20 protein-coding genes are annotated in these 18,478 nt (G+C 41.7%); 18 read left to right on the top strand and 2 right to left on the bottom strand.

Translation table 11 applies throughout. The annotated features are described in order from the left end of the window. The first annotated feature begins 12 nt into the window (after positions 1-12). The 17 genes from mioC (at position 13) to BDD30_RS21650 (ending at position 15,901) form a co-directional block, all read left to right on the top strand. On the top strand, positions 13-453 hold the full coding sequence (mioC, locus tag BDD30_RS21565; RefSeq protein WP_041381434.1) for an FMN-binding protein MioC: 441 nt from the start codon (positions 13-15) through the stop codon (positions 451-453). A gap of 378 nt (positions 454-831) precedes the next feature. After that, positions 832-2,721, top strand: a complete 1,890-nt coding sequence (mnmG, locus tag BDD30_RS21570) for a tRNA uridine-5-carboxymethylaminomethyl(34) synthesis enzyme MnmG (RefSeq protein WP_012776239.1) — start codon at positions 832-834, stop codon at positions 2,719-2,721. A 13-nt stretch (positions 2,722-2,734) separates the two neighbouring features. Further along, complete coding sequence (rsmG, locus tag BDD30_RS21575; protein WP_041381433.1) at positions 2,735-3,355, top strand: 16S rRNA (guanine(527)-N(7))-methyltransferase RsmG; 621 nt, start codon at positions 2,735-2,737, stop codon at positions 3,353-3,355. 609 nt (positions 3,356-3,964) lie between these two features. Continuing rightward, positions 3,965-4,342 (top strand): F0F1 ATP synthase subunit I, encoded by a 378-nt coding sequence (gene atpI, locus BDD30_RS21580; protein ID WP_012776237.1) that lies wholly within the window; start codon positions 3,965-3,967, stop codon positions 4,340-4,342. Positions 4,343-4,372: 30 nt separating this feature from the next. Next, positions 4,373-5,197 carry a F0F1 ATP synthase subunit A gene (gene atpB, locus BDD30_RS21585; RefSeq protein ID WP_012776236.1) on the top strand — a complete coding sequence of 275 codons (825 nt, stop codon included), beginning with the start codon at positions 4,373-4,375 and terminating at the stop codon, positions 5,195-5,197. A 48-nt stretch (positions 5,198-5,245) separates the two neighbouring features. Continuing rightward, positions 5,246-5,485: a F0F1 ATP synthase subunit C gene (gene atpE, locus BDD30_RS21590; RefSeq protein ID WP_000429386.1), complete on the top strand. Its 240-nt coding sequence runs from the start codon at positions 5,246-5,248 to the stop codon at positions 5,483-5,485. Between the two features lie 56 nt (positions 5,486-5,541). Continuing rightward, positions 5,542-6,012 carry a F0F1 ATP synthase subunit B gene (atpF, locus tag BDD30_RS21595; protein WP_012776235.1) on the top strand — a complete coding sequence of 157 codons (471 nt, stop codon included), beginning with the start codon at positions 5,542-5,544 and terminating at the stop codon, positions 6,010-6,012. 12 nt (positions 6,013-6,024) lie between these two features. Further along, entirely contained in the window at positions 6,025-6,558 is a 534-nt protein-coding gene (gene atpH, locus BDD30_RS21600; protein WP_012776234.1) for a F0F1 ATP synthase subunit delta, read from the top strand. A 14-nt stretch (positions 6,559-6,572) separates the two neighbouring features. After that, positions 6,573-8,114 (top strand): F0F1 ATP synthase subunit alpha, encoded by a 1,542-nt coding sequence (gene atpA, locus BDD30_RS21605; protein ID WP_012776233.1) that lies wholly within the window; start codon positions 6,573-6,575, stop codon positions 8,112-8,114. 58 nt (positions 8,115-8,172) lie between these two features. Then, complete coding sequence (gene atpG, locus BDD30_RS21610) at positions 8,173-9,036, top strand: F0F1 ATP synthase subunit gamma (RefSeq protein WP_012776232.1); 864 nt, start codon at positions 8,173-8,175, stop codon at positions 9,034-9,036. 34 nt (positions 9,037-9,070) lie between these two features. Next, positions 9,071-10,453, top strand: a complete 1,383-nt coding sequence (gene atpD, locus BDD30_RS21615; protein WP_012776231.1) for a F0F1 ATP synthase subunit beta — start codon at positions 9,071-9,073, stop codon at positions 10,451-10,453. Positions 10,454-10,474: 21 nt separating this feature from the next. Continuing rightward, positions 10,475-10,897 (top strand): F0F1 ATP synthase subunit epsilon, encoded by a 423-nt coding sequence (locus tag BDD30_RS21620; RefSeq protein ID WP_012776230.1) that lies wholly within the window; start codon positions 10,475-10,477, stop codon positions 10,895-10,897. 130 nt (positions 10,898-11,027) lie between these two features. Continuing rightward, positions 11,028-12,398, top strand: coding sequence for a bifunctional UDP-N-acetylglucosamine diphosphorylase/glucosamine-1-phosphate N-acetyltransferase GlmU (gene glmU / locus BDD30_RS21625; protein WP_012776229.1), 1,371 nt, complete (start codon positions 11,028-11,030; stop codon positions 12,396-12,398). A 109-nt stretch (positions 12,399-12,507) separates the two neighbouring features. After that, positions 12,508-14,337 carry a glutamine--fructose-6-phosphate transaminase (isomerizing) gene (gene glmS, locus BDD30_RS21630; protein ID WP_012776228.1) on the top strand — a complete coding sequence of 610 codons (1,830 nt, stop codon included), beginning with the start codon at positions 12,508-12,510 and terminating at the stop codon, positions 14,335-14,337. A gap of 277 nt (positions 14,338-14,614) precedes the next feature. Beyond that, positions 14,615-14,869, top strand: coding sequence for a type B 50S ribosomal protein L31 (locus BDD30_RS21640; protein WP_012776226.1), 255 nt, complete (start codon positions 14,615-14,617; stop codon positions 14,867-14,869). A 17-nt stretch (positions 14,870-14,886) separates the two neighbouring features. Then, a complete protein-coding gene (gene ykgO / locus BDD30_RS21645) occupies positions 14,887-15,027 on the top strand; it encodes a type B 50S ribosomal protein L36 (RefSeq protein ID WP_012776225.1) in 141 nt (46 codons plus the stop codon). 376 nt (positions 15,028-15,403) lie between these two features. Beyond that, complete coding sequence (locus BDD30_RS21650) at positions 15,404-15,901, top strand: phage tail protein (RefSeq protein WP_012776224.1); 498 nt, start codon at positions 15,404-15,406, stop codon at positions 15,899-15,901. Positions 15,902-16,244: 343 nt separating this feature from the next. Here BDD30_RS21650 and BDD30_RS21655 read toward each other — a convergent pair whose 3' ends face one another. Both BDD30_RS21655 and BDD30_RS21660 read right to left on the bottom strand, forming a co-directional pair. Continuing rightward, positions 16,245-16,781 (bottom strand): tail fiber assembly protein, encoded by a 537-nt coding sequence (locus tag BDD30_RS21655; protein WP_012776222.1) that lies wholly within the window; start codon positions 16,779-16,781, stop codon positions 16,245-16,247. A gap of 5 nt (positions 16,782-16,786) precedes the next feature. After that, positions 16,787-17,791 (bottom strand): pyocin knob domain-containing protein, encoded by a 1,005-nt coding sequence (locus tag BDD30_RS21660; protein ID WP_049795174.1) that lies wholly within the window; start codon positions 17,789-17,791, stop codon positions 16,787-16,789. 64 nt (positions 17,792-17,855) lie between these two features. On the opposite strand from BDD30_RS21660, the gene BDD30_RS21665 reads away from it, so the two are divergent. Further along, positions 17,856-18,431 carry a recombinase family protein gene (locus tag BDD30_RS21665; protein WP_012776220.1) on the top strand — a complete coding sequence of 192 codons (576 nt, stop codon included), beginning with the start codon at positions 17,856-17,858 and terminating at the stop codon, positions 18,429-18,431. Positions 18,432-18,478 lie beyond the last annotated feature (47 nt).

Genomic DNA, 18,478 nt, shown 5'->3' on the forward strand with positions numbered 1-18,478 from the left:
GTTGGGATAACTATGGCCACTATTACTTTAATCAGCGGCAGTACCATGGGTAGCGCTGAATATGTCGCTGAACATATGGCTGAAATTCTGGAAGATGTCGGTTTTTCCACTGAAATACTGCATGGCCCTTCTTTAAATGAACTTCCTCAAGAAGGGATCTGGTTGGTAGTAACATCTACACATGGCGCTGGAGAATTACCAGAAAACATACAACCACTAGCAGAAGAAATTGCCGAACAAAAACCTGATCTCAGCAAAGTAACATTTGGTGCTGTCGGTCTTGGTAGTTCTGAATACGATACTTTCTGTGGAGCAATAAGATCGCTTGACCAACTATTGATAGAAAATGGTGCCAAACGTCTCGGTGATCGTCTGGAAATTGACATCCAACAACACGAGATCCCCGAAGATCCCGCAGAGGAATGGGTTAAGATTTGGGCAACCTCGCTCTAATTTGAACAAAAAACAAGCGGTTGGTTGTGGATAACTCATATAAAAAGCCGGGGTTAACCCGTAGTTATCCATAGTATAACTATTTGACCATGATCGCTCTGTGAATAACTCCCGATTTAGATCCCAGCTTATACCCTCTAGGATCACGGATCATTCACAACAAATGATCCTTTACAATGTTATGATCTTAATAAGAAAAAATAACTTATCCACAAAAGATCATGATCCTAATAAAAGATCTAATAAAGAGATCTTTAAATAAAAAGATCTTCTTTTAATTACCGGCGATCTCACCCACTTGGTCTATCGCTTAAACTTGAGTAGAATTCTCTTCCCTTAATGCACAATTAGCATTCTTACAACGAAAGGTTCATCACCATGTTTTATCCAGAGCAATTTGACGTCATCATTATCGGTGGTGGTCATGCCGGTACTGAAGCTGCGATGGCAGCTGCTCGTATGGGCCGTCAAACCTTATTACTGACTCATAATATTGATACTTTGGGCCAAATGTCATGTAACCCAGCCATCGGTGGAATCGGTAAAGGACATCTGGTTAAAGAAATTGATGCACTCGGTGGCCTAATGGCCAAAGCAACTGATCAAGCTGGTATTCAATTTAGAACCTTAAATGCCAGTAAAGGGCCTGCTGTTCGTGCAACACGTGCTCAAGCTGACAGGGTTCTTTATCGTCAAGCTATACGAACAGCATTAGAAAATCAGCCTAACCTGATGATATTCCAACAACCTGTAGAGGATCTAATTGTTGAAAACGACATGGTCATCGGTGCAGTAACCCGTATGGGGCTTAAATTCAGGGCCAAAGCTGTTGTTTTAACAGTAGGTACGTTCCTAGACGGTAAGATCCATATCGGCTTAGAAAATTACAGTGGGGGAAGGGCTGGCGATCCCCCAGCAATTTCATTATCACAACGCTTACGCGAACTACCTTTACGTGTAAACAGATTAAAAACAGGTACACCACCGCGTATTGATGCCAGAACTATTGATTTTAGCCAATTAACCCAACAATTAGGTGATACTCCAACGCCAGTATTCTCTTTCCTTGGGAATGCGGGACAACATCCACAACAGATGCCATGTTATATCACCCACACCAATGAAAAAACGCATGATGTGATTCGAAACAACTTGGATCGCAGCCCTATGTATGCAGGGATCATTGAAGGGATCGGTCCACGCTACTGCCCTTCGATCGAAGATAAAGTCATGCGCTTTGCGGATCGTAATGCTCATCAGATTTTCCTTGAGCCGGAAGGATTAACTAGCAACGAAATTTATCCAAATGGTATTTCTACCAGTTTGCCATTCGATGTACAGATGCAAATTGTTCACTCCATGAAAGGGATGGAAAACGCCCGTATCGTTCGGCCTGGTTACGCAATAGAATACGATTTCTTTGATCCAAGAGATCTAAAACAAACACTGGAGAGTAAATTTATACACGGCTTATTCTTTGCTGGGCAAATTAATGGTACGACAGGTTATGAAGAAGCTGCGGCTCAAGGTCTTTTGGCAGGTCTTAATGCAGCTCGTTATGCTACAGAAGAAGAAGGGTGGTTCCCTCGCCGTGATCAAGCTTATATTGGCGTTCTGGTTGATGATTTATGTACTTTAGGTACTAAAGAACCATACCGTATGTTTACTTCCCGAGCTGAATATCGCCTGATGTTACGTGAAGATAATGCAGACCTTCGCCTAACAGAAAAAGGACGCAAATTAGGACTGGTGGATGATTCGCGCTGGGAGCATTATTGCCGTAAAGTGGAAATGATTGAACAAGAACGTCAACGTCTACGTAATATTTGGATTCATCCCCATTCTAATAATCTTATTGATATCAATGATATACTAAAAACGCCATTATCGAAAGAAGCCAATGGTGAAGATTTACTACGCCGTCCTGAAATGAATTATGAACTTTTGACGTCATTGCCTCTGTTTTCACCTGGCCTTAAAGAGCCACAGACAGCTGATCAAGTTGAAATTCAAGTCAAATACGAAGGGTATATTGCCCGTCAGCAGGAAGAAATTGAAAAACAATTACGTAATGAAAACACGTCATTACCGATTGATCTCGATTATTGCCAGATCAGTGGTCTTTCTAATGAAGTTGTCGCTAAACTCAATGATCACAAACCAAGCTCAATTGGTCAGGCTTCGCGTATTTCAGGAATAACACCTGCTGCAATTTCTATTTTGCTTGTATGGCTGAAAAAACAAGGATTACTGCGCCGCAGTGCCTGAGAGGATCTTTATTGTGCTTAACAAACTGGAATTATTGCTGACTAAAGCAAGAATAAAACTTTCACAACAGCAAAAACAGCAGCTTATAGCCTATGTTGATATGCTCAATAAGTGGAATAAAACCTATAACCTCACATCTGTTCGTGATCCTGAGCAGATGTTAGTGCGTCATATCATGGACAGCATTATTGTCAGTCCCTATCTGCAAGGTTATCGTTTTATAGACGTAGGAACCGGTCCGGGATTGCCGGGAATTCCGTTAGCTATTGTTCGTCCAGATTCTCATTTCACATTGCTGGATAGTTTAGGTAAAAGAGTCAGATTTTTGCGCCAAGTCCAGCATGAACTTAGTTTAGCAAATATCGAGCCAGTGCAAAGTAGGGTTGAAGAGTATCTTTCTGGGCCACCTTTTGATGGCGTTATAAGTCGAGCTTTTGCTTCACTGCAAGATATGGTCTCTTGGTGCAATCATTTATCTAAGCCTATTCATGGACGTTTCTATGCGCTTAAAGGTGTACTTCCTGAAGAGGAACTTACTATGTTACCTTCCGGAATATCTGTCGATTCAGTTATTCAGTTAGATGTTCCCGAATTGGAAGGGCAGCGCCATCTGGTTATCCTTAAATCAAACTAATTTTGTTATTTGTCAATAAAGTTATAAATAATTAGTGATGTTGAGCACAATTATACTGTAGTCAACATCACTAATTATGATTTGTCTCGTTTCAGCTTTAATTTACCGAGTTATTACATAAAAATAACACTATCTCGATATTAAGATAGTTGAGCTTTTAAAAAGCAGATAAAGCGTTTTTTCATCAGATTTGCTTTTTTAAAACAACTTAAAATTAGTTTGGTCATTTAAGTCAATAATATAATAACCTTATTTTCAATAGCTAAAATTAACATTTTGATTTAATTGAGAATATATTTTATTTTTATTTATGGTAAATGTTAAAAATAATTAATAAATGAAAATTTTCTGTGATTTAAATCACATTTAAATTTGAAAGTATGAAATTATTAAAAACAAAAAATCAGTACAATAATTAGCTTGTGATTTGGTGCCAAAGTAAAAAATTTAAATAATTGTTCACCTTTTCGCTACTTATGGATTGAATTCATTTTGGCTGCCCGTATAATTTGCACGTTTTTGTCACTTGACACTCTTAAGTAAAGGCAGTTTTATACAACACTCAGCAAAACCTGATATGCAAAGCGTGCAGGGGAGAAAACAAAAGTCATGTCTGTATCCCTTTACAGCGGTAAAATTGCACTGAAACTGCTATTTTTGCAGTTAATGACTTTTGTTATTCTCAGTGTGGCTTTTTGTACCAAAAGTATAGAATGGGGCGCTTCTGCTTTTGCTGGTGGATTAGCATGTTGGTTACCAAATGCCATCTTTATGCTATTTGCTGGTTTTCAAAAAGCAAAGGGAGAAGACGTTTCTGTGCGTGTTGCATGGTCTTTCGCTATTGGCGAAGGGGTGAAAGTTATTATTACGATAGCTGTGCTGATTGTTGCTTTAGGGGTGTTTAAAGCGGCGTTTGTACCGCTAGGTTTGGCTTATTTAGTGGTGCTGATTGTGCAGATCATCGCATCAGCTGTGATAAACGGTTAGGTTTTCAACAACAAAAGGGTAAGAGGCATCATGTCTGCATCAGGAGAAGTTTCAACTGCAAGGGACTACATAGGCCACCACCTGAATAACCTTCAGTTGGACCTACGTACCTTTGAGTTGGTCGATCCCAACTCTGGTGGTTCTGCAACGTTCTGGACGTTGAACATTGACTCGCTTTTTTTCTCAGTCGTATTAGGGATTTTATTTCTGTATGTATTCAGAAAGGTTGCGGTTAATGCCACCAGTGGCGTACCTGGCAAACTTCAGACTGCTATAGAATTGATCATGGGTTTTGTTGATAACAGCGTTCGTGATATGTATCACGGGAAGAGCAAAGTGATTGCCCCTCTGGCATTGACTGTGTTCGTCTGGGTGTTATTGATGAATATAATGGACCTACTGCCAATCGATTTTCTCCCTTATATCGGTGAACATGTCTTCGGCTTGCCTGCTCTGCGTGTTGTACCAACAGCGGATGTCAGTATTACCTTGTCGATGGCTATCGGTGTCTTTGTCCTCATCCTCTACTACAGTATTAAGATGAAAGGAATTAGTGGTTTTACAAAGGAGCTGACTTTACAGCCTTTTAATCATCCGCTGTTTATTCCAATTAACTTAATTCTGGAAGGGGTTAGCCTGCTTTCAAAACCGGTATCACTCGGTCTACGACTGTTTGGTAACATGTATGCGGGTGAATTGATCTTTATTCTTATAGCTGGTCTGTTACCGTGGTGGTCGCAGTGGATGCTTAGCCTGCCTTGGGCTATTTTCCACATACTGATTATTACGTTACAAGCCTTTATTTTCATGGTTCTGACGATTGTTTATCTGTCGATGGCATCTGAAGAACATTAATTTTTACCACAATAACTGTGTTTTAACTGAAACAAACTGGAGACTGTCATGGAAAACCTGAATATGGATCTGCTGTACATGGCTGCCGCTGTAATGATGGGTCTGGCGGCAATCGGTGCTGCGATCGGTATCGGCATCCTCGGAGGTAAATTTTTGGAAGGTGCTGCTCGTCAGCCGGATTTAATTCCTCTGTTGCGTACACAGTTCTTTATCGTTATGGGTCTGGTTGACGCCATTCCGATGATTGCTGTGGGCCTTGGCTTGTACGTAATGTTTGCTGTCGCGTAGTTTGTAAAAAAATTAGAAACTACGTCAACTCATTAATTTAAAAGAGGTATTGTGCTGTGAATCTTAATGCAACAATCCTCGGCCAGGCCATTGCGTTTGTCCTGTTTGTTATGTTCTGTATGAAGTTTGTATGGCCACCAATTATGGCGGCCATTGAAAAGCGTCAAAAGGAAATTGCTGACGGCTTATCTTCTGCGGAACGTGCCAAGAAGGACCTGGACTTAGCGCAAGCCAATGCGACCGACCAAATGAAGAGAGCAAAAGCTGAAGCTCAGGTCATCATTGAACAGGCTAATAAACAAAAAGCCCAGATCCTTGATGATGCAAAAGCTGAAGCTGAGCTGGAACGTAACCGAATCGTAGCGCAAGCTCAGGCAGAAATTGATGCCGAACGTAAGCGTGCTCGGGAGGAGTTACGTAAGCAGGTCGCTATGTTGGCTATCGCAGGTGCCGAGAAAATCATCGAACGTTCCGTGGATGAAGCTGCTAACAGCGACATCGTTGATAAACTGGTCGCTGAACTGTAAGGAGGGAGGGGCATGTCTGAATTTGCTACTGTAGCTCGCCCCTACGCCAAAGCAGCTTTTGACTTTGCTGTGGAAAAACAATCGCTCGAACAATGGCAGAATATGCTGGCGTTCACAGCTGAAGTGACTCGTAATGAGCAAGTTGGTGAATTGCTTTCCGGTTCATTGGCATCGGAAACGTTAGCCAATACTTTTATCGCAATTTGCGGTGAACAGGTCGATGAACATGCTCAGAACTTTATTCGTATAATGGCAGAAAACGGCCGCTTATTGGCGTTACCGGAAGTTTTGCAGCAATTTATTCAATTGCGTGCGTCACTTGAATCAACTGTTGATGTTGAAGTAATTTCTGCTACCGAACTGAGTGAGCAACAGCTGGCTAAAATTTCTACGGCGATGGAAAAACGTCTGTCACGCAAAGTTAAGCTGAATTGCAAAATTGATAAGTCTGTTATTGCTGGTGTGGTAGTCCGCGCAGGTGATTTGGTGATTGATGGCAGTATTCGTGGCCGTTTAGATCGCTTAACAGACGTCTTGCAGTCTTAAGGGGACTGGAGCATATGCAACTGAATTCCACCGAAATCAGCGAACTGATCAAGCAGCGCATTGCTCAGTTCAATGTAGTGAGTGAAGCTCACAATGAAGGTACGATTGTATCCGTTAACGACGGTATCATTCGTATTCACGGTTTAGCCGAAGTTATGCAGGGTGAAATGATCGCGCTGCCTGGTAACCGTTATGCAATCGCGCTGAACCTGGAGCGTGACTCCGTGGGTGCGGTTGTGATGGGCCCATATGCTGACTTAGCAGAAGGCATGAAGGTCAAATGTACTGGCCGTATTCTTGAAGTACCCGTTGGTCGAGGTCTGCTTGGTCGTGTAGTAAACACTCTGGGCGAACCAATCGATGGTAAAGGTCCTGTTGAGCATGATGGTTTCTCTGCTGTTGAAATGATTGCTCCGGGTGTTATCGACCGTCAATCCGTTGATCAGCCGGTACAGACTGGTTATAAATCTGTTGACGCTATGATCCCAATTGGTCGAGGTCAACGTGAACTGGTTATCGGTGACCGTCAGACGGGTAAAACAGCATTGGCTATTGATGCAATCATTAACCAGCGCGATTCAGGCATTAAATGTGTTTATGTCGCCGTTGGTCAAAAAGCTTCGACTATTGCGAACGTAGTTCGTAAATTAGAGGAGCATGGTGCTCTTGCCAATACTATTGTAGTCGTTGCGACTGCTTCAGAATCTGCTGCATTGCAATATTTGGCACCATATTCTGGTTGTGCAATGGGCGAATATTTCCGCGATCGCGGTGAAGATGCGCTGATTGTTTATGATGATTTATCTAAGCAAGCTGTTGCTTATCGTCAAATTTCTCTGTTGCTCCGTCGTCCACCAGGACGTGAAGCATTCCCTGGTGATGTTTTCTATTTGCACTCCCGTTTGCTGGAACGTGCTGCGCGTGTTAACGCTGAATATGTAGAAAAATTCACGAATGGCGAAGTGAAAGGTAAAACAGGTTCTCTGACAGCTCTGCCTATCATTGAGACTCAAGCTGGTGACGTATCAGCATTCGTACCAACAAACGTTATTTCAATTACTGATGGTCAGATCTTCTTAGAATCCAGCCTGTTCAACGCGGGTATTCGTCCGGCAGTTAACCCTGGGATTTCCGTATCCCGTGTAGGTGGTGCTGCTCAGACTAAAATCGTGAAGAAATTGTCTGGTGGTATTCGTACTGCTCTGGCTCAGTATCGCGAACTGGCAGCATTTTCTCAGTTTGCTTCAGACCTTGATGATGCAACTCGTAAGCAGTTGGATCATGGTCAGAAAGTCACTGAATTGCTGAAACAAAAACAGTATGCTCCGATGTCTGTTGCGCAACAGTCACTGTCTCTGTTTTCTGCGGAACGTGGTTATCTGGAAGATGTCGAAATCGCTAAGATTATTGATTTCGAGTCTGCGCTGCTTGCGTATGCCAGCCGTGAACATGCTGATCTTCTAAAAGAGATTGACCAGTCTGGTGGTTACAATGAAGAGATCGAAGCGAAGCTGAAAGCTCTGCTCGATTCCTTCAAAGCAACTCAGTCCTGGTAACACTATTCGGCCCAGTTTAATTAAACATGGGCCGTCTGGTTAATGAGGAGAATCAGGAATGGCCGGCGCAAAAGAAATACGTACCAAGATCGCCAGCGTGCAAAACACGCAAAAAATCACTAAAGCGATGGAGATGGTTGCTGCGTCCAAAATGCGTAAAACGCAGGATCGCATGGCGGCCAGCCGTCCTTATGCAGAAACCATACGTAGCGTGATTGGTCACCTTGCGTTAGGTAATCTGGAATATAAACATCCATACCTTGAAGAACGTGAAATTAAACGTGTCGGGTATCTGGTTGTTTCTACCGATCGTGGCTTGTGTGGTGGTTTGAATACTAATTTATTCAAAAAGCTGATGTTAGACATGAAAGGCTGGTCTGATAAAGGTGTCCAGTGTGATCTGGCGCTTATCGGCTCTAAGGCTGCTTCTTTCTTTGCATCTGTTGGGGGCAATATCGTTGCTCAGGTTACAGGCATGGGAGATAACCCTTCACTGTCCGAATTGATCGGGCCGGTTAATATCATGTTACGGGCATACGATGAAGGACGTCTGGATAAATTGTATGTGGTGACAAACAAGTTCATTAATACAATGTCTCAGGAACCGACTATTACTCAGTTATTGCCTCTGCCTGCCGGAGATGATGAGACGTTGAAGAAGAAATCCTGGGACTATTTATATGAACCTGATCCTAAGGCGTTGCTGGATATACTGCTGCGTCGTTATGTAGAATCGCAGGTTTATCAGGGCGTCGTTGAAAACCTGGCTAGTGAACAGGCCGCAAGAATGGTGGCGATGAAAGCCGCGACTGATAATGGTGGCAGCCTGATCAAAGAGCTGCAGTTGGTTTATAACAAAGCTCGTCAGGCCAGCATAACTCAGGAGTTGACCGAGATTGTCTCGGGTGCTTCCGCGGTTTAACAGCTAGGTTTACGAATTACGTAGAGGATTCAAGATGGCTACTGGAAAGATTATCCAGGTAATCGGCGCCGTGGTGGACGTCGAATTCCCTCAAGATGCTGTACCAAAAGTATACGATGCACTTGAGGTTCAAAACGGCGAAGCTAAGCTGGTGCTGGAAGTTCAGCAACAGTTAGGCGGCGGCGTTGTTCGTTGTATTGCAATGGGTACTTCTGATGGCTTAAGCCGTGGTTTAAGTGTGACTGATTTAAGTCACCCAATCGAAGTTCCTGTTGGTAAAGCTACACTGGGTCGTATCATGAACGTATTGGGTGAACCAATCGACATGAAGGGCGATATTGGCGAAGAAGAACGCTGGCCTATTCACCGTCCGGCTCCAAGCTATGAAGAGTTATCTAACTCTCAAGAATTGCTAGAAACGGGTATTAAGGTAATGGACCTGATTTGTCCGTTTGCCAAGGGCGGTAAAGTTGGCCTGTTTGGTGGCGCGGGTGTAGGTAAAACCGTAAACATGATGGAGCTTATCCGTAACATTGCGATTGAGCACTCAGGTTACTCCGTATTTGCCGGTGTAGGTGAACGTACCCGTGAAGGTAACGACTTCTACCACGAAATGACAGATTCTAACGTACTGGATAAAGTATCTCTGGTATATGGTCAGATGAATGAGCCACCAGGAAACCGTCTGCGTGTTGCGTTGACAGGCTTGACAATGGCTGAGAAATTCCGTGATGAAGGCCGTGATGTTCTGTTATTTGTTGATAACATCTATCGTTATACCTTGGCAGGTACAGAAGTGTCTGCATTGCTGGGTCGTATGCCATCAGCGGTAGGTTATCAGCCAACGTTGGCTGAAGAAATGGGTGTTCTGCAAGAGCGTATTACTTCCACCAAAACCGGCTCTATCACTTCCGTACAAGCTGTTTACGTACCTGCGGATGACTTGACTGACCCATCTCCAGCGACGACTTTCGCCCACTTGGATGCAACTGTAGTATTGAGTCGTCAAATCGCTTCTTTGGGCATTTACCCTGCGGTTGATCCGTTAGATTCTACTAGCCGTCAGCTTGATCCGTTGGTTGTTGGTCAAGAGCACTATAACGTTGCTCGTGGCGTTCAGTCTATTCTGCAACGTTATCAGGAACTGAAAGATATTATCGCTATTCTGGGTATGGATGAACTGTCAGAAGACGATAAACTGGTAGTTGCGCGAGCTCGTAAGATCCAGCGCTTCCTGTCTCAGCCATTCTTTGTTGCAGAAGTCTTTACTGGTTCACCAGGTAAGTTCGTTTCTCTGAAAGATACTATCCGTGGCTTTAAAGGTATCTTAGAAGGTGACTATGACCACCTACCAGAACAAGCGTTCTATATGGTAGGTACCATCGAAGAAGCTGTGGAAAAAGCGAAGAAACTTTAATACGGCTGACCGGAGGTTGACATGGCTGCAATGACTTACCATCTGAATGTTGTCAGTGCTGAAAGCCGGATGTTTGACGGCTTAGTACAGAAAATTCAGGTGACAGGTAGTGAAGGTGAATTGGGGATTTACCCAGGACACGCCCCACTACTTACTGCCATAAAACCTGGCATGGTACGTATTGTTAAGCAGTTCGGTGAAGAAGAGGTAATTTACCTTTCTGGTGGTATCCTTGAGGTACAACCGAGCGGCGTTATCGTACTAGCTGACACTGCGATCCGTGGTAAAGATTTGGATGAAGCTAAGGCGTTGGAATCTAAGCGTAAAGCTGAAGAACACATCCGCAATTCTCACGGTGATGTTGACTATGCTCAGGCATCAGCTGAATTGTCTAAAGCGATTGCAAAACTTCGTGTAATCGAGTTGACAAAAAAGGCAATGTAATACAGGCAGTTAAAGAAAAGAAGCCAGTTGGTGTAAGCTAACTGGCTTTTTTGTATTGCGAAATATGTAGTAATTTATCTCGCAAACAGGTTTACTTTTTTTATCTTAAATTGGAGTTATCAGGTTTCTTATGTCTAACAGTGCAAAAAGTGTTGTTATCCTTGCTGCGGGTAAAGGAACCCGTATGTATTCTGATCTCCCTAAAGTTTTACACTTGCTGGCAGGTAAACCTATGGTTCAGCATGTGATTGATACTGCAATGGCATTGGGCGCTAAAAATGTTCATTTGGTGTATGGGCATGGTGGTGATCTGATGAAGCAGACTCTTTCTGAGCAAAAATTGAATTGGGTATTACAAGAGGAACAGTTAGGGACTGGTCATGCAATGCAGCAGGCAGCGCCACATTTTACTGATGATGAAGATATTCTGATGTTATATGGCGATGTACCTCTTATTGGTACGGATACCCTTGAGCGTCTGTTGGCTGCTAAACCTGAAGGTGGTATTGGTTTATTGACAGCAATTCTGGATAATCCAACAGGTTATGGTCGTATTATTCGTAAAAATGGGGACGTGACTGGAATCATTGAGCAAAAAGACGCAACTGAAGAGCAGTGTAAAATCAGTGAAATTAACACAGGTATTTTGGTTGCTAATGGTGGTGATTTAAAACGTTGGTTATCCCAATTGGATAATAACAACGCTCAGGGTGAATATTACATTACTGATGTGATTGCCTTGGCTCATAAAGAAGGCCGAAAAATTGAAGCAGTACATCCAAGACGTTTGAGTGAAATGGAAGGTGTAAATAACCGCCTACAACTTTCTACTCTTGAACGTATTTATCAATCTGAACAGGCGGAAAAGTTATTGTTGGCCGGCGTTATGCTGCTAGATCCTACCCGTTTTGATTTGCGTGGCACGTTGATTCATGGCCGTGATGTCGTTATTGATACTAATGTTATTATCGAAGGCAATGTAACTCTCGGAAATAACGTGCTGATTGGCACAGGTTGCGTACTGAAGAACTGCATTATTGGTGATGATTCTATTCTTAGTCCATATACAGTCATTGAAGATTCTGAAATGGGGGTTGGTTGTACTGTTGGGCCTTTTGCCCGTTTACGTCCCGGCTCTAAACTTGCGGAAAAAGCCCATGTAGGGAATTTCGTTGAAATGAAGAAGTCTTATCTGGGTAAAGGTTCTAAGGCGGGACATCTGACTTATCTTGGTGATGCTGATATTGGTAGTGATGTAAACATTGGTGCAGGTACTATTACCTGTAACTACGATGGTGCTAATAAATTTAAAACTATTATTGGTGATAACGTTTTTGTTGGTTCTAATACCCAACTTGTTGCTCCAGTGACAATTGCTAAAGGCGCTACAATTGGTGCAGGGACGACAGTGACGAAAAATGTTGCTGAAGATGAACTGGTAGTGAGCAGAACTAAGCAAACACATATTCAGGGGTGGAAACGCCCTGTTAAGAAAAAATAAAATAATAATCCCCACTCTACAGGCTCGGGGACCGGCAAAGCCGGACAACAATCAGGCTCGTGACATTATATAAGGGCTTTCATCGGCCCTGTTTTTAGGAATAGAACTGATGTGTGGAATTGTTGGTGCAGTAGCACAACGAGATATTGCAGAAATCCTGATTGAAGGACTTCGCCGTTTGGAATACCGTGGTTACGACTCCGCTGGGTTGGCGGTTGTTGATAACGAAAAGAATATGCTCCGCCTACGTGAAGTAGGTAAGGTACAAATGCTAGCTGATGAGGTTGGTAAACAACCAGTCCTGGGTGGGACAGGTATTGCTCATACCCGTTGGGCTACACATGGTGAACCGAACGAGAGGAATGCTCATCCGCATATTTCCGATTATATTGCTGTTGTTCACAACGGCATTATTGAAAACTATGAAGAATTGCGGGTTCAATTAATTGAGCGTGGTTATTCGTTTGTATCGGATACTGACACAGAAGTTATTGCCCACCTTGTTCATTGGGAACAAAAGCAGGATGGCACTTTATTGGAAGCTGTCCAGCGTGTTATTCCTCAGCTTCGTGGTGCTTATGGTGCTGTTATTATGGATAGCCGTGATCCTGGAACAGTAATCGCTGCAAGATCTGGTAGTCCTTTGGTCATTGGTTTGGGTGTGGGGGAAAACTTCCTTGCGTCTGATCAATTGGCGTTGTTGCCTGTTACTCGTCGTTTTATCTTCCTTGAAGAAGGTGATATTGCTGAAGTAACTCGTCGTACTGTGCGTATTTTTAATTCTCACGGTGAGCCAATTGAACGGGAACAGATTGAATCTAACATTCAGTATGATGCTGGTGACAAAGGTATTTATCGTCACTATATGCAAAAAGAGATCTATGAACAGCCAATGGCAATCAAAAGTACTTTGGAAAATCGCTTAGGTCATGGGCAAGTAGATTTGTCTGAACTTGGCCCTAATGCAGCTGAATTGTTATCCAAAGTAGAACATATTCAGATTGTTGCTTGTGGTACATCCTATAACGCAGGTATGGTTTCCCGTTATTGGTTTGAAGCATTGGCTGGTATTCCTTGTGATGTAGAAATTGCCTCTGAATTTCGTTACCGCAAATCAGCACACCGTTCGGGAAGCTTACTTATTACGTTGTCTCAATCAGGTGAAACAGCAGATACATTGGCAGCCTTGCGTTTATCTAAAGATCTTGGATATCTCACATCGTTGACAGTCTGTAATGTAGCGGGTTCCTCTTTGGTACGTGAATCTGATTTTGCTCTGATGACTAAAGCTGGAGCGGAAATTGGTGTTGCTTCAACGAAAGCTTTCACAACCCAATTGACTGTATTGCTGATGCTGGTGGCTTATCTTGGACGTTTAAATGGTATTGATGCAGAGCAGGAACAAGAAATTGTTCATGCATTACATGCACTGCCAAGCCGCATCGAAGGCATGTTGTCGAAAGATAAAATTATCGAGGCGCTGGCGGAAGATTTTTCTGACAAACACCATGCATTGTTCCTTGGCCGTGGTGATCAGTACCCGATTGCGGTTGAAGGAGCCCTGAAATTAAAAGAAATTTCTTATATTCATGCTGAAGCTTATGCGGCAGGTGAATTGAAACATGGCCCGTTGGCACTGATTGATGCAGACATGCCTGTTATCATTGTGGCTCCAAACAATGAGTTATTGGAAAAACTGAAATCCAATATCGAAGAAGTACGTGCTCGTGGTGGACTGTTGTATGTATTTGCTGATCAAGATGCTGGCTTTACAGACAGTGAAGGAATGAAGATCATTCCATTACCGCATGTCGAAGAATTGATTGCACCAATATTTTATACCGTGCCACTGCAACTACTTTCCTATCATGTTGCTTTGATTAAAGGAACTGATGTTGATCAGCCGCGTAACTTGGCTAAATCAGTGACTGTGGAATAATCGTTTTATACCCAATAAATTTCGAGTTGCAGCGCGGCGGCAAGTGAACGAATCCCCAGGAGCATAGATAACGATGTGACTGGGGTGAGTGAAAGCAGCCAACAAAGCAGCAACTTGAAGGATGAAGGGTATATAAGTAAGAAGTTGAAATAAGCCTTTGTACATTGAAAGTACAGAGGCTTTTTTTTGGGTCTGAGAAAATTTTTCATTATTTTCTTGCTCATAAACACGAATCACGATAATGTTATAATATAACATTACAATTTCGGCGGAAGAAATGAAACCAAACATTCACCCAAACTATCGGGTAGTCGTATTTCACGATACCAGTGTTAATGCCTATTTTTCGATTGGCTCCACGATTCGTACAGAACGGACAATTACCTTAAATGGAGAAGAGTATCCATATGTCACTATAGATGTGTCATCGGAATCACATCCTTTCTATACAGGTAAACAGAAAACTTTATCTCAGGAAGGCAGTACGGCGCGATTCCAGAAAAAGTTTGGGCGTTTTATTGGCAATAAATAGATTGAGAGATCATAAAAATGCAGGTATTAAGTTCACTTAAAACAGCAAAAACTCGCCACCCGGATTGCAAAATCGTAAGCCGTCGTGGCCGGTTGTATGTTATTTGTAAGTCTAATCCACGTTTTAAAGCAGTTCAGGGGAAGAAAAAGAAACGTTGATATTAATGCTGATGGTAGAACTCGCAGCTTATAACTGCGGGTTTTCTGCCCTTTTGGGGTTGTATGTCTAACCATTTGGAAAATAGTTAGCATGAGATTTATTTGAGAAGAGATATAGCGAAGCTGTATTTTTTGTAGAATAAAATTTCATTAGATATTGATTGTACGGTACAAAATTAAACGTTTAGTTGGCTGCTATTGCTACAGATTTTTCCCTCAAAAGTAGTTCGTTATTTGTGCTTTTTAATGTATTTCATTGTAAATCACCGTTCTGGTCATTTGTTGACACCTGGATATAGCTAATTTTTCCCATATATACCCCTGCCTAATACCCATAAGAGACTATTCTTTTGGAAATCTCACAGAATTGTGAGTTTTGAAAAATCTTGGTTTGGTGGAAAAGCTAATTCCAGTCGGTGTACCTCTTCCCTGGCCGACTGAAACACCGCCAGAGGGATGGGTTCAGTGTAATGGTGCGGCCTTTGATAAGTCGAAATTTCCGAAATTAGCTAAGGCTTATCCTAGTGGTAATTTACCTGATTTACGCGGTGAATTTATTCGTGGCTGGGATGATGGGCGTGGGATCGATCAATCACGAGCATTGCTGTCCCAACAAAATTCAACACGATTGCCCAGTGTTTATGTTCACGCTGCTTCTGCTGATATCGGGATATTGGTATCACCTCCTGTTAATACATATTCCCGTACTTATCCATCAGAAATTATGGCCAGTGATTTTGAAGATAGTACTAACGGCAGTGGCCCCTATTACACGACAAGCTCGTCATTAGTACCAGGTGGTTCAGTTGGACTATCTGCTTTTCGAGTACGTCCGCGTAACATCGCATTTAACTACATTGTGAGAGCAGCATAACGATTACAAGCTATTTTAAATGGAAATAATATTTCTATATCACTGTATTTAATTATGATGTAGCTGCTCATTCTTGTGTTGAACAGCTACTTACCGAAGGACAGTGATATTGCTATTTATCACAGTGCAAAATTAGCATGCCAGGAATATACATCTAATTATCTTGGAAGAATAGTCTATAGCATCAGAGTTCTTGAACAATAAGAAATTACTCGGAAATGTTGGCATTCAAACACCCTGATAATATGTGGTATTACTGAACAAGGTTAATACTCCACTGGTTTCTGTTATAAATAAAGTTATTAAGACCGGGAGCTATCCTAACCCCGGTCCTTTTTATAAGCTACGATAATGGTGGACTTGGCCAGACAATTTCTGGTGTTGTCGAAATATCAATTCGATTAAGCATTATTCGGTATTTTTTCCATTTCAATAGAGTGTTTTTTTCTTCTTCAGTAGCTATATTTAAATCAATAGCATCTTGTAATGGAACTATAATATTGTTAGCTTTAACTAGTAACTGAACTCTCTCATATTCTGCTTTCCTAATTAATTCTTCTTTAGTTGCGACATAGGGAAATATTTTCTGTCCATCAAATATCCATTTATAATTGGTTTTCTCATTAAATTCTTTTGGTACTTCATTTTTATTAATTTCTGCAACAGAAAAACCAAGTGGTGCAAATTTAGATACATCAGTCGTTATTGCACGAATGAGACCATTAGCATCATACATAATCTTTAATGTTTCTGTTGAGAATTGATTTTGAGATGTATACCAGTCATTACCTTGCTTATCCTGAAGATAAAGTGCAAACTGTACAGCGTTTTCACTGTCAGGTATATATTGCTCAAATGGGCCAAGATTTACCAAATTCATTATTTTTATCCTCGTACAATAGTGATCCATTGACCATTCTTAAGAAATTGAATGGGACTCCAATATAACGTCTCGGCGGAATAATCCCTGTCTCTATTATAAAAACCAGTTAATACATTAGGACCATGGTATTCCAATACACCACCAGCTCCTACTTGTACTTCAGCACCAAGGCGGATGTTGGTAATGTAAAAACTATTGCATTCTTCTTTTGTATATGCTCCTAAGTTTCCAACAAAGGGAGGATTTGATGTATTATATTCCATAGTCCAAGGTGTCCATGCCAAATCATGATATTGGCTGCGCGTATATATTCGACTGCTGTTATAAACAAAATAGCGTTGAATAATTCCCGCAGCCTTCAACACAATAAGCGAGCCAGCAAGTTGTTCAGGATAATTAGCACCATTTTGAGCATGAATATTATAGTCTTGATAATAAATTCCCGGTGTTTTGTAATTATCTAAATTAGCTTTATCACCCAAATAAATAGCTTGACCATTAAAGATGTCTTGAGAAGTAATATCGACATCTCCGGATAGAGATTTCCCATTTATCTTACGGCTTCCTGTAATATATCGAGAATCGGATTCCGTTTGTGTATACACTTCAATATCTCCGGCGGTCGGTTTATTCAGAGTATTATATTCCCTAGCCCAAGATGTCCATACTCCTATGTCATTTAAGGAACGAGTGTATATCCGGCTGCTATTATAAACAAAATAACGTTGAATGATTCCCGCAGCCTTCAACACAATAAGCGAGCCAGCTAGAGGTTCAGGATAATTAGTCCCCGTTTCTGCTGAAGCATTAGCATATTGAACATAAACACCTGGTGTTCTGTAATCATTCAAATTGACTTTTTCAGGGATAGCTATAGCCTGCCCATCAAAGATATCCTGAGAAGTAATATTGATATCCCCAACCAACACCTTTCCGTTCACTTTCCGGCTATTAGGCACTGCATTTTTCGCCAAATTTACTGTTTCCAATAAACCAAGGTTTTTCAAAATTCCCTAATCCATGATAATTTCTATAATAATAGTATCCCACTGGTATTAAATAGGATTAAACATGGCGAAGATTGGCTATATCAGGGTGTCAACAAATGACCAAAACAGTGATTTACAGCGAAACGCTTTGATAAGTATAAATTGTGAGCGGATTTTTGAGGATAAAATCAGTGGAAAAACAGCCAATAGACCGGGTTTAAAACAAGCTTTAAAGCAACTTAAAAAAGGGGATACTTTAGTTGTTTGGAAGCTGGATCGACTGGGACGTAGTGTAAAAAATATGGTTACTTTAATTTCTGATTTAAGTGAACGTGGTATTCATTTTCAAAGCCTGACTGACAGTATTGATACCAGTACCTCTATGGGGCGATTTTTCTTTCATGTTATGAGTGCACTGGCGGAAATGGAACGAGAATTGATAGTTGAAAGAACAAATGCTGGATTAATAGCTGCTCGTGCTCAGGGAAGAATTGGTGGCAGACCGGTATCATTCTCATTCACTGAACAACAACAAGCCGCAAGATTGTTGGCTAAAGGCCACTCGCGGAAACAATTATCATTGATTTACAACACATCGTTATCCACGATATATAAATATTTCCCGGTAAATAAAACGGATTACCGATCAGCTAACTAAACGTTTACTTAGATAACAGATTGCTATTAAACATGGATTTACACATC

Source organism: Photorhabdus asymbiotica (assembly GCF_003634575.1).
GTDB lineage: Bacteria > Pseudomonadota > Gammaproteobacteria > Enterobacterales > Enterobacteriaceae > Photorhabdus > Photorhabdus asymbiotica.

Bases quoted from the DNA above. Each gene is read 5' to 3' on its own strand.
- atpH (WP_012776234.1), top strand. From the start codon at position 6,025: ATGTCTGAATTTGCTACTGTAGCTCGCCCCTACGCCAAAGCAGCTTTT.
- ykgO (WP_012776225.1), top strand. From the start codon at position 14,887: ATGCAGGTATTAAGTTCACTTAAAACAGCAAAAACTCGCCACCCGGAT.
- BDD30_RS21620 (WP_012776230.1), top strand. From the start codon at position 10,475: ATGGCTGCAATGACTTACCATCTGAATGTTGTCAGTGCTGAAAGCCGG.
- atpA (WP_012776233.1), top strand. From the start codon at position 6,573: ATGCAACTGAATTCCACCGAAATCAGCGAACTGATCAAGCAGCGCATT.
- mioC (WP_041381434.1), top strand. From the start codon at position 13: ATGGCCACTATTACTTTAATCAGCGGCAGTACCATGGGTAGCGCTGAA.
- BDD30_RS21665 (WP_012776220.1), top strand. From the start codon at position 17,856: ATGGCGAAGATTGGCTATATCAGGGTGTCAACAAATGACCAAAACAGT.
- atpE (WP_000429386.1), top strand. From the start codon at position 5,246: ATGGAAAACCTGAATATGGATCTGCTGTACATGGCTGCCGCTGTAATG.
- atpI (WP_012776237.1), top strand. From the start codon at position 3,965: ATGTCTGTATCCCTTTACAGCGGTAAAATTGCACTGAAACTGCTATTT.
- atpG (WP_012776232.1), top strand. From the start codon at position 8,173: ATGGCCGGCGCAAAAGAAATACGTACCAAGATCGCCAGCGTGCAAAAC.
- BDD30_RS21655 (WP_012776222.1), bottom strand. From the start codon at position 16,781: ATGAATTTGGTAAATCTTGGCCCATTTGAGCAATATATACCTGACAGT.
- glmS (WP_012776228.1), top strand. From the start codon at position 12,508: ATGTGTGGAATTGTTGGTGCAGTAGCACAACGAGATATTGCAGAAATC.
- BDD30_RS21640 (WP_012776226.1), top strand. From the start codon at position 14,615: ATGAAACCAAACATTCACCCAAACTATCGGGTAGTCGTATTTCACGAT.
- glmU (WP_012776229.1), top strand. From the start codon at position 11,028: ATGTCTAACAGTGCAAAAAGTGTTGTTATCCTTGCTGCGGGTAAAGGA.
- atpB (WP_012776236.1), top strand. From the start codon at position 4,373: ATGTCTGCATCAGGAGAAGTTTCAACTGCAAGGGACTACATAGGCCAC.
- mnmG (WP_012776239.1), top strand. From the start codon at position 832: ATGTTTTATCCAGAGCAATTTGACGTCATCATTATCGGTGGTGGTCAT.
- atpD (WP_012776231.1), top strand. From the start codon at position 9,071: ATGGCTACTGGAAAGATTATCCAGGTAATCGGCGCCGTGGTGGACGTC.